Raw genomic sequence first — 9,928 nt, 5'->3', positions numbered from 1 at the left:
TGTAATTCGGCATTGCCTGCGTGAATACCAAGTCGTCATTGCGAGAAGGCATTATTGCGTGGTTCGGTAAAATTCGCTGCGTTACCCCGTGGCTTGACCACGGGGTCCATAAAAACAATAAAAAATACTAATAATTTTAGTATTTTTAACTGGATCCCGTGGTCAAGCCACGGGGTAACGCAGCGAATTTTACCGAACCACGCAATAATGCCTTCTCGCAATGACAGGAAAACCAAACCATGCAACAACACTGAGTTAGGAATGGCATCAGCAGACTTCAATAACGCTATAAGTGAGCCTAGGCATGACATTAAAAAATATGGTAGCGGGGGCTGGATTTGAACCAACGACCTTCAGGTTATGAGCCTGACGAGCTACCGAGCTGCTCCACCCCGCAATAATTGAGAATTGATGATTTATCTGTGTTATATTTTGACTTAGTCCAATAACTACGTGAATATTGTTAGTGTCATTCTTGCGTAGATACCGAATAGTCGTAGACTGCACGGCAACCCAGAAAAAATAATAAAAAAATTCTATAAATCAGAATTGTTTACTGGATTGCTTCGTCAATTGCTATGCAATTTCCTCGCAATGACGATTTGTTATCCACAAACAAAGCCTAGCTAGCTTCTTTCTTACTACCAAAAGAAAGACCTGAGAATCTTTTATTGAAATCACTAACACTTTTGTTCGATTGATTTACTACATTTCCGGAATCTTTATTCCATGCCGGATGCTTTCTAAAATCAACATCCATTAAAATTTCACCTGTAGGATGAGTAGACATTGTTTCAAAAACATCGCTTCCTACTTTAATCAAAAACTTTTCATATTCTGGATGTATACCGCTTTTCATAATGATTTTGCCGTTTTAGTCTGAATTATTTTTTTCTTAATAGCTCTAGCGTTACTTGATAAAACATTATCATCGGCTTTTAGAATATATGCATCAAAACCCCCGGCTTTTTCCACTGAACTAATACATCTAGCATTAACCGATAATCTATATTCCCCGGCTGTTATATCACTTGTAAACTTAACCGATCTTAGATTAGGTTCAAAACGTCTTCTAGTTTTACGCTGAGAATGTGATACATTGTTGCCGTATAAAACACCCACACCTGTGAGTTCGCACTTACGAGACATAAGCTAAATACCTTAAAACTTATAAAATATACTTCAAGTAAATGAAGAGTCATATACGAAGATCAACTTCGAAAAGAGCTAAGAGTTCACAAACCGAGGAGCGGAGCGTATACTTAATACGTGAGCACCGCAGATCTTGTAGAACGACGTAGCCAATTTTGAAGTTCATCGAGTATAGTATATACAATAGATGAAAAATATAAAGCAATACTCCCCTAGTGTCAAGAGATAATTATTTTGTAGCTAAGTATTAGCTAATGCTTGATTTTTATTAAATAACAGAGTTTTATATAAAAATATAAATTAATTAAACTATTATAAATCTATGCTTATTAATGGGAAGCCAGTTCAAGGTAATAGCACCGAACTAATTAAAAAATTAGGAGAGTTGCCTTCAAGTTTTCCTGAATATATTAGTAATCTTACTCCAAAACCATTAAGTACAAAGGAGCAAATTGATTATAATCAAGCAGCTTTTTGTATAATGAAGGATTAAAATTATATAGCAAAGGCAATCCATCTTGTTGCTCTTAAACAACTACAACAAGCTGAACAAATTGCTATAGGTCAAACTGACAGTAATTTTCTTTCCTATATTAATACTATGATAGGACGTAGCTATCAACAGCTGGGACTGTTTGATAATGCTATTCAACAATTTCAAAATAGCATAGAGAATTCTTTTGAAGCAAAGCAATATTATAATGTAGAAAATTCATACAAAGAATTAGTCACTGCACATCAACAACAAGGAACATTGGGTAAATTTATTAAAAAGCAAGAAGCAATTTTAATAAAAAGCCAAGCTAATAATGACCAAGCTAAAGAATTAATGGCAAGATTAGCTTTAGGAGCTGCTTATAAAACTCAAAACCGTAAAGAAAATTCAATAGCGCAGTATGCATATGCTTACTCGTTACAGCAAGGTATAGTTGATTATGAAGCTGTTCGTGTGGAACAGCATAAAGTTGGTTTTTCTGATAAAGAACAGATAGGCACTGATAACATTAACAATGCGTTGCTGTAATTTTACATGATCCATTAACTAAAAGAACTGCATTAGCCCATGTTGACAGATTTACTGATGCTAGTTCTTTAACACATGATGTAATAAGCAACTTTCCTCCTAATACTAAATTAGAAGCTTATTTAGTAGGAGGGCGTGATAGATCTACAGTATCAATTGCGGTATCAGATGGTAATATTCGTAAAATAACACAAGAATTAAATAACCACGCTAACGTAAATATAAAATCTGCAGATATAGAAGACAAGGGAGCCCCATCAGGAATTATATTTGATCCAATAACAGGTAACTGTTCCGGGTAGAGAGGATAAAACAACCGCTGCTAGACAAGTACATTTAAGTATAGGAAGTAATACTCCTGCACTTTATAAAGCTTTTGATTTAACTAAAAATAAAAATATACCTAATCGCTCTTTAAATGAAATCCAACAAAAACATATTATTCAGCAATATTTATTAGGATCTAATCAAAATCCTAATTCTATGGACACATGGCAATCTAATCAAATATCAAGACCACTTACTAAAGTAGCAGAGGAAATTCAAAACACTAATCCAAAATTAGTAAAAAATGTAGTAACTAAAAATATTAGTAATCGAGTTCACAAATTGAATCTAAGTGATCAAGAACAAACAAAAATTGTAAATAATTTAATAGCTAAAACTGATTATTTATTATCTAACAATTTAAATCCGTTGGAAAGTGTACGTTCAGAAATTAATAAAACATTAGCACTCACTCATTCTACCTACCAACAAGATAGTAATATTAAAAAATCCTGGATACAAAAAAGTGTACAAAAAATAAAAGATTTGTTCATAAATATTTTTAGTAGTAATAAAACAAAAAATGAACCAAAATTAAACTTAACAAGTGATAAGATATTAAAAAAAATATAAGTACTAAGACAAAAATAGCTGCACCTAGCTATACTCTGCCCAATAAAAATATTGCTTTACACAAAAATAATCAACAAAGTAAATAAACTATGCAAATTGAAATTAACTCACAAGAATATAAAATTTTTGATATAAATGATGATTTAGTAATTTATACTAAAGATTTAAATGAAGAGATTGCCTGTAGTTTCTTTTCCGTAAAATTAAATAAAATAGCATTAGCTAGAAATATCAATTCACAACAGTTAGAGCAATTAATTACTGACTTTAATCAGAATGAATTGATAGAACAAGATTTAATAAAAGTACGAATAATTGGAGGTAATGATTCGCCTAAATCATCTAAATACTTGGAAGATATTCGTACTACTTTAAATGGTATTGATAATAATACTAATATGATTTATAATAGGTTTAGATGCATGTAAAAATATACATCCCAATTCTTTTGAATTAGATGGCTATCACGGGGGAGTTAGAGCTTTAGATTAATTGTAGAATATTAAATTGATACTATTAGAAGAGAAAATAGCTGAGATGTGGGGCATCACTAATAGCAATATTTATCTTTATGGTCCATTTAGTAAAGAAATAAAGATAGGTACGATGTATTTATACGTGAAATAGGCACAAGACAAGCCTAACATAGTACCGATAACGATTATACGGAATTTTGCAGGACTAAAAATTAAAATAACTATTCCAAGAATAATTACTATTTTTATTATATCATCTGTCGTATAAGAGCTAGAATTTATAGCATAAACATTTAGATTTATACCTAGAAATATTATTATACATAATAAGTTCTTAAACATTTTATACCTCTATAGGCCCAGTAGTTAATCCATTTATAAATTGTTTTAAATAAGGATTATCACTATTACGCATTTCATCTTTACTACCGTACCATTTAATTTTTCCTTGATAAATCATAGCTACTTCTTTAGCTATTTTTGTGGCACTAATCATATCATGAGTTATAGTAATCATAGTTGCCCCTAACTCTTCTTGGATTTTTATAATTAATTCGTTGATAACATTTGCCATGATAGGATCAAGCCCTGTGGTCGGTTCATCAAGAAATAAAATCGACGGTGTACTACAAATAGCCCTAGCAAGGGCTACTCTTTTTTGCATTCCTCCCGATAATTCGGCAGGGTAAAGCTCGAGTATTCTAGGGGATAAACCAACGGAATTAAGCTTTGCAACGGCAAGGTCGTTTTTTTCTTTCTTAGATAATTTTTTAGTCTCGAAAGTAATATTATCACGTATATTTAAGGAATCAAATAATGCTCCGCCTTGGAATAAAAAACCTATACCGTCCATAATCTCAAATTTTTGTTTACTTGAGATATCTTGGATTTCTACATTATCAATAAAAATTTTACCTTTATCAGGTTTAATCAATCCTACTATATTTTTAATTAGAACCGATTTGCCGCTACCAGAACCACCTAAAATAACTAATGAACTGCCCTTTTTTACATCCAAATCTATTCCGTCTAACACCTTATGATTAGCAAATGATTTATATAATGACCGAATTTTAATTTTAAATTCTTCTACACTCATGCATACTCCAAATAAACAAAAAAACTGTATACTCGTTTAATTTGGAAAAGAGCTAGGCGTTTTATATTTTTTGACTGCAGCGTACATAAACGTACGTGAGGATCAAAAAATATAAAACAACAAAACCAATTTTTCAAATTAAACGAGTATACCTATACTTTAAAAAATAATTCGGTTATTAAATAATTACTGATTAAGATAAGGATAGAAGAATTCACTACTGCCGAGGTAGTTGCTCTTCCAACTCCCTTAGCCCCTTTACCTGAATAATAGCCGCTATAGCAACTTATTATAGAAATAATAAACCCAAAAACTCCCGCTTTAACAAGACCGGAAATTACGTCAATCGGTTCTAAATACTGAAAAGTACTTGTTAAATAAGCTGCACTATTAAAATCAAGTTTATATACCCCTACCAAATAACCGCCCATAACACCAATTATATCCCCGATTAAAACAAGACAAGGCATTGTAATAATAGCTGTTATTACTCTTGGAAAAACTAAATATTTAATAGGATCGGTAGATAAAGTATATAAAGCATCTACCTGCTCCGTTACTCTCATTGTGGCTATTTCGGCGGCGATTGATGCCCCAACTCTTCCTGCTACCATTAGTCCGGCTAAGACAGGTCCAAGCTCTCTAGTCAGCGACAATACTACTACCGTTGCAATAGAGCTTTCAGCTGAGAAACGGGAAAAACCGATATAGCTCTGTAATGCAAGTACCGCCCCTGAGAAAAAAGTCGTCATCGCAACAACCGGAAGCGAGTGAAACCCGATAAATAATAATTGTCTGATGATTAAACTCAAATATAAAGGCGGTCTTATGATACTGCTAACGGCAGCAAAGCTAAATAGAGAAAAACTACCTACACTTTGTGCAAACTTTATAGTACGTTTACCGACCGAATTAGCTATGTTGAATAACATTTGTATTTTTTCTATTTAATTTAAGTACGCTATGTCATTTCTGCGAAAGCAGGAATCCAGTAACCTCTAATGTCATCTCACGACTTGATCACAGGATCCAGTCTTTTTTAATTTTTTTCTGGATACCGTGGTCAAGCCATGGTATGATCTACCCGATATACTTTCTTTTATATCTACTACCAAGGTTAGTTAATACCTCATACCCGATAGTACCTATAATACTCGCTATTTTATCGGGCGTGCAATAATTTCCGATAATTTCCGCTTCCTGCCCTAGAAAAATCTCGGACGGTGGTAGATCGGTAACATCGATATTTATTAAATCCATCGATACTCGCCCTACTATAGGAACGCTGCGACTGTTAATAAATACTTCGCCTTGATTGCTAAAATTACGACTAAACCCATCGGCATAACCAAGCGGTAACGTTGCAATGACACTATCACGCTTAGTTGTAAAAATCATATTATAACCGATATGGCTATCTAGTGTCAAATTCTGTAAGTGAATTATAGGAGCTTTTAAGGTTACGGGATTCTTTGTTAAGGGATTAAGACCGTATAAGGCTGCCCCCGGTCTTGCTAAATCAAAATGGTAATCCTGTCCTAAAAATATGCCGCCGGAATTAGCAAGGCTTGCTTTGACGTTTGGGAAATATTGTAAATAAGCTTTAAATCTGTTTAATTGTTCTAGATTATAAGGATTATCTATTTCCTCGGATATAGCTAGATGACTTATAATATATTGTAAATCTAGCCCTTTTAACAAATCACGATCATTAATTAGCTGCTCTATCTCATCAGAGCTTAAGCCAAGACGATTAATCCCCGTATTGAAATGTAAATAACAAGGCAATAATCGGTTTCTCAAATTACTAAATTTTTGCCAAATTTCTATTTGTTTTAAGTTATTTAGGACAGGTGTTAAATTATATTCTATCAGCTCTAAAGCATCATGTTCAAAAACGCCGTTAAGAACTAAAATATTAACATCTAATCCTAAAGCGTTGCGTAAATTCACTCCTTCTTCACTTGAGGCCACAAAAAAATGCCTACAATTTTCTTCTATTAAAGCTTTAGAAATTTGTACTGCTCCAAGACCGTAACCGTTAGCTTTAACGGCAGCACCGACTAATGAGGTTTTACAAATATCTTGTAATAAAAGATAATTATTTTTTATTGTAGATAGATTTATTTCTACAGTACACAAGCTCATAGTATATTTATTAACTCTTTTACGATGATAGACAATACGGGTATTATATGAAATTTTGTAGATAAGTCACTTGTTTCTATAGTATCCGTGATAAAAATATTGTCTAATAAACCTCTTGCATAACTTGCTTCTAAAGGTAATTTGTACGTCAATCCAGTACTTGCATCCTCACGTACTAAAGTGTACGCTGCGATGCTGCGTTCCGTGTTTCCTACAAATTCCTCTTTATTAGCTTCGTTCTCCAAGAGGTTTATTATCGAATTTTTAGAACCGGCAGAAAGCACTGCATGAGTTATAAAAGCACTAACCGATAAAGCCGAATGTTCTTTTAAAAATCTTGCTGCTTTTACGATGGTTTCTCCACTATCTATAATATCATCAATTAATATACAATTTTTGCCCTCTACACTACCTGTTATTGATATCATCTCGCAATTATTATTTATATCCCTTTCTTTGTTTATATAAGCTGAATCTATATTTAGTAAATTACTAATTTTTTGAACTCGATTGATACTTCCTTTATCAGGTGCAACTATAACGAAATTGCTATAAGTTCTTAAAAACGGGATATATAAATTTATAGGTTCAAGATTAGAAATAGGAATATTAAAAAATTTCTCTATTTTATCGGAGTGTAAATCAATAGTAATTACATGGTTTACTCCGAGCTTCTCTAAAAAATCTGCTATTAACTTAGCAGGAATTATATTTTGAGAATTTATATTATCTTGCCTTGCATAACCAAAATAAGGCATTACTAAAATTATTCGATTTGCTCCCGCTTTTTCTTGCTGCATCTACTAGCAAAAACAACTCAATTAAGCGATCATTAACGGGTTTTGATGTGGATTGTACTATGATTATATCTTCATTATGAAACGATTTTTGAATTTCTACTTTTATTTTGGAATCATTGAAATAGGTAATTCCCGGCTCAATATATTTAATATTTAATGCTGTAGCTAAACGCGTTGCGAGTAACTTATTACTACTGCCTGCTTAAGATTTTCATGTGAATGATTTATGTTGTTTAACGCTATTAGCGAGCAGGCTTTGTTGCATGGATATCTAATCGTCATTGCGAGCAGTCGTAGACTGCGTGGCAATCTCATGCAATAATAACAAACTCCTGAGATTGCTTCGTCAATTGCTATGCAATTTCCTCGCAATGACGACTAGGTGTCTACGCAACAATACCTCCTCACAATAACTATTTAAGATGACAGTGAAATAAGCTTAAGAACGACTTTCTAATTTTTGTATTAGTGCCTCAAAGCCTTGATTTTTTAAAGTATCGGTAAACTCGTCTTGTTGAGCTCCAATAAGACTTACACCTTCCGTAATTATATCAGAAACTTTAAAAACGTCTTTTCCGTTTCCTTTCATTTCACGTACAAGATATTCTACTTTAATAGGGTCTTGCTCTTTATTACTAATGATATTCATAACCACCATAAAATCGGTCGAGCTTAAAGGACGAACTCCTACTATTTTAGGCTGTTTGCCTTTATAATCTTTTATTAAATCAGTATAAGATTTAGTAACATATTTAGAGTAAACTTTGATGAATTCCTGAACCTGCCCACCTGATAAAGTTTTTATCCCATTTCTGCCTAATGTATATTTAGCCATCCAATCAAAATCTAGGTTCTGAGACATTAACTCACGTGCTTTAGCAATTTTTACTCGCTCAGATAACTTACTATCGTTTAATATACTAGAAGCTTCATTTACTAAATTAGTAACGTAACTGTTCAAACCGGCAGGCACTTTTTCATTAGAATAAGCAGAAAACGTCATAACTAATAAAAATAAACCTGTAATAATTTTTTGCATATAATCCTCTTTAATTGCATTAATTCTTGGGTTTAGGACATTTAAAATTTTCAGGATATTGAATCGATGCTTCACGAGCACGATGTAATGCTGATCTAATAGCCACATAAGGATCGGTAGAATTCTTCATCACATAATCACTAAACGGTAATACAACATATCGATCGTTTATTTTACTAACCGCTAGTACTCCTAAGTTAAAATCATTATGAGTGTAGTACATTAATGGATTAAGAGCATAATTAGTAATTACCGAATCCGTCATATCTCTTGCGTTAGTACTACCGATTATCGGCAATATTAAATAAGGACCTGGGGCAATTCCATAATGTGCGAGGGTACTACCGAAAGTTTGACGATCAGACGGCAAACCTACTTTACCTGCCACGTCAAATAAACCGCCTATGCCAAGCGTCGTGTTAATGAGAAACCGCCAAACGCTTTTCATAGTTTTATCGTAATTTAACTGAAGCCCGTAATTTACCGCCGTAAGCGGTGTATCGACATTACTGATAAAACTATTAACGCGTGCTTTTACGTAATCATTCGTGATGTTCTTATAACCTATCGCTAAAGGACGCAATATTATATAATCTAACACAGAATTAAATACAAACACTTTACGGTTAAACTTTTCGTATGGATCACAAACTTCCAAGCAACCGTTTCCATTTCTTCCACCATTATAGTTATATATGTCATTATCAACATATTCAAGATCAGCTCTTATCGATAATGAACATAAAATAATGGATAATATCATTAATATTCTCATTGATTTATGCTGTTTTCTTACAAACAATAATACTATATTTATTGTTTTCCGCTAGTATTATTTCTTCCGAAGTTAATATAGTAAAATTATTTTTTTGTAAAAAATTATTTATTTCATTCAAGTTAAAAATAAATTCTTTGCGTTTTACTGAAAATTGTGTCTTCATCGCATTCGGTAAACAAAGGGCAAAATACCCTTGTTTATTAAGAGATGAGTATATTAAATTAAAATATTCTATTAAATTGTTAGTAAACGATAATCCGCAAAAACTAAAAATAATATCAAATTTATTAGAGTTTTGTTTTAAAAATTCATCGATAGCAATATTATATATATGATCGTAAATTTTAGTGTTCGGGTAATATGTTTCTTGTAACTCATTCATTAAAGCAGAAACTTCTACACCGGTTAAAGTAAAACTTTCCGGAAAACGTTTTTGTATTTCATAACCTACAAGCCCTATATTACTTCCAAGTTCCAAAATAGAGTAATTATCCGGTAAATCAGATATCTGC

13 protein-coding genes, 1 tRNA gene and 4 pseudogenes are annotated in these 9,928 nt (G+C 32.5%); 5 read left to right on the top strand and 13 right to left on the bottom strand.

All coding sequences use genetic code 11. The features are described 5' to 3' along the window. Positions 1-54: 54 nt before the first annotated feature. A complete protein-coding gene (locus tag O6R16_RS06570; RefSeq protein ID WP_499680507.1) occupies positions 55-342 on the top strand; it encodes a hypothetical protein in 288 nt (95 codons plus the stop codon). On the opposite strand, the gene O6R16_RS06565 is transcribed toward O6R16_RS06570, so the two are convergent. The 3 genes from O6R16_RS06565 to rpmB form a co-directional block, all read right to left on the bottom strand. Beyond that, positions 321-397 (bottom strand) — tRNA-Met (locus O6R16_RS06565). The two genes, O6R16_RS06570 and O6R16_RS06565, sit on opposite strands and share 22 nt — an antisense overlap. A gap of 225 nt (positions 398-622) precedes the next feature. Then, positions 623-859 (bottom strand): 50S ribosomal protein L31, encoded by a 237-nt coding sequence (gene rpmE / locus O6R16_RS06560; RefSeq protein ID WP_499680506.1) that lies wholly within the window; start codon positions 857-859, stop codon positions 623-625. Further along, complete coding sequence (gene rpmB / locus O6R16_RS06555) at positions 856-1,149, bottom strand: 50S ribosomal protein L28 (RefSeq protein WP_004996729.1); 294 nt, start codon at positions 1,147-1,149, stop codon at positions 856-858. Before rpmB ends, rpmE begins: the two co-directional genes overlap by 4 nt. A gap of 325 nt (positions 1,150-1,474) precedes the next feature. Here rpmB and O6R16_RS06550 point away from each other — a divergent pair, with 325 nt between their 5' ends. The 4 genes and pseudogenes from O6R16_RS06550 to O6R16_RS06535 all read left to right on the top strand — a co-directional run bounded on the left by O6R16_RS06550 (position 1,475) and on the right by O6R16_RS06535 (position 3,568). After that, positions 1,475-1,645, top strand: coding sequence for a hypothetical protein (locus O6R16_RS06550; RefSeq protein ID WP_499680505.1), 171 nt, complete (start codon positions 1,475-1,477; stop codon positions 1,643-1,645). A 336-nt stretch (positions 1,646-1,981) separates the two neighbouring features. Beyond that, positions 1,982-2,478 (top strand): annotated as a pseudogene (locus tag O6R16_RS06545) (hypothetical protein). 181 nt (positions 2,479-2,659) lie between these two features. Next, positions 2,660-3,076, top strand: coding sequence for a hypothetical protein (locus O6R16_RS06540; RefSeq protein ID WP_499680504.1), 417 nt, complete (start codon positions 2,660-2,662; stop codon positions 3,074-3,076). 281 nt (positions 3,077-3,357) lie between these two features. Beyond that, a pseudogene (locus O6R16_RS06535) lies at positions 3,358-3,568 on the top strand (hypothetical protein). Positions 3,569-3,645: 77 nt separating this feature from the next. Here the strand turns inward: O6R16_RS06535 and O6R16_RS06530 are convergent. The 10 genes and pseudogenes from O6R16_RS06530 to O6R16_RS06485 all read right to left on the bottom strand — a co-directional run. Then, the gene (locus tag O6R16_RS06530; protein WP_004996738.1) at positions 3,646-3,894 is read right to left on the bottom strand and encodes a DUF5510 family protein; all 249 of its coding nucleotides are present in this window, start codon (positions 3,892-3,894) and stop codon (positions 3,646-3,648) included. A 1-nt stretch (position 3,895) separates the two neighbouring features. Then, a complete protein-coding gene (locus O6R16_RS06525; protein WP_499680503.1) occupies positions 3,896-4,651 on the bottom strand; it encodes an ABC transporter ATP-binding protein in 756 nt (251 codons plus the stop codon). Between the two features lie 152 nt (positions 4,652-4,803). Further along, on the bottom strand, positions 4,804-5,583 hold the full coding sequence (locus tag O6R16_RS06520; protein ID WP_499680502.1) for an MlaE family ABC transporter permease: 780 nt from the start codon (positions 5,581-5,583) through the stop codon (positions 4,804-4,806). A gap of 148 nt (positions 5,584-5,731) precedes the next feature. After that, positions 5,732-6,799 (bottom strand): alanine racemase, encoded by a 1,068-nt coding sequence (locus O6R16_RS06515; RefSeq protein WP_499680501.1) that lies wholly within the window; start codon positions 6,797-6,799, stop codon positions 5,732-5,734. 80 nt (positions 6,800-6,879) lie between these two features. Further along, positions 6,880-7,083 (bottom strand): annotated as a pseudogene (locus tag O6R16_RS06510) (palindromic element RPE1 domain-containing protein); the annotation flags it as partial. A 24-nt stretch (positions 7,084-7,107) separates the two neighbouring features. Beyond that, positions 7,108-7,557: pseudogene (gene prs, locus O6R16_RS06505) on the bottom strand (ribose-phosphate diphosphokinase); the annotation flags it as partial. Continuing rightward, positions 7,526-7,741, bottom strand: coding sequence for a ribose-phosphate pyrophosphokinase-like domain-containing protein (locus O6R16_RS06500; RefSeq protein WP_499680509.1), 216 nt, complete (start codon positions 7,739-7,741; stop codon positions 7,526-7,528). The pseudogene prs and the gene O6R16_RS06500, both read right to left, overlap by 32 nt. Before the next feature lie 297 nt (positions 7,742-8,038). Continuing rightward, positions 8,039-8,638 (bottom strand): MlaC/ttg2D family ABC transporter substrate-binding protein, encoded by a 600-nt coding sequence (locus tag O6R16_RS06495; protein ID WP_499680500.1) that lies wholly within the window; start codon positions 8,636-8,638, stop codon positions 8,039-8,041. A gap of 19 nt (positions 8,639-8,657) precedes the next feature. Further along, positions 8,658-9,413 (bottom strand): MlaA family lipoprotein, encoded by a 756-nt coding sequence (locus tag O6R16_RS06490; RefSeq protein WP_499680508.1) that lies wholly within the window; start codon positions 9,411-9,413, stop codon positions 8,658-8,660. A 4-nt stretch (positions 9,414-9,417) separates the two neighbouring features. Then, a partial coding sequence (locus O6R16_RS06485; protein ID WP_499680499.1) for a methyltransferase domain-containing protein occupies positions 9,418-9,928 on the bottom strand: 511 nt, incomplete at its 5' end.

It is taken from the genome of Candidatus Rickettsia tasmaniensis, assembly GCF_036857515.1.
GTDB lineage: Bacteria > Pseudomonadota > Alphaproteobacteria > Rickettsiales > Rickettsiaceae > Rickettsia > Rickettsia rickettsii.
This window is presented reverse-complemented; position numbering and strand designations above follow the sequence as displayed.

Coding starts and splice junctions, on each gene's coding strand:
- rpmE (WP_499680506.1), bottom strand. CDS start 859: ATGAAAAGCGGTATACATCCAGAATATGAAAAGTTTTTGATTAAAGTA.
- rpmB (WP_004996729.1), bottom strand. CDS start 1,149: ATGTCTCGTAAGTGCGAACTCACAGGTGTGGGTGTTTTATACGGCAAC.
- O6R16_RS06550 (WP_499680505.1), top strand. CDS start 1,475: ATGCTTATTAATGGGAAGCCAGTTCAAGGTAATAGCACCGAACTAATT.
- O6R16_RS06540 (WP_499680504.1), top strand. CDS start 2,660: ATGGACACATGGCAATCTAATCAAATATCAAGACCACTTACTAAAGTA.
- O6R16_RS06530 (WP_004996738.1), bottom strand. CDS start 3,894: ATGTTTAAGAACTTATTATGTATAATAATATTTCTAGGTATAAATCTA.
- O6R16_RS06525 (WP_499680503.1), bottom strand. CDS start 4,651: ATGAGTGTAGAAGAATTTAAAATTAAAATTCGGTCATTATATAAATCA.
- O6R16_RS06520 (WP_499680502.1), bottom strand. CDS start 5,583: ATGTTATTCAACATAGCTAATTCGGTCGGTAAACGTACTATAAAGTTT.
- O6R16_RS06515 (WP_499680501.1), bottom strand. CDS start 6,799: ATGAGCTTGTGTACTGTAGAAATAAATCTATCTACAATAAAAAATAAT.
- O6R16_RS06495 (WP_499680500.1), bottom strand. CDS start 8,638: ATGCAAAAAATTATTACAGGTTTATTTTTATTAGTTATGACGTTTTCT.
- O6R16_RS06490 (WP_499680508.1), bottom strand. CDS start 9,413: ATGAGAATATTAATGATATTATCCATTATTTTATGTTCATTATCGATA.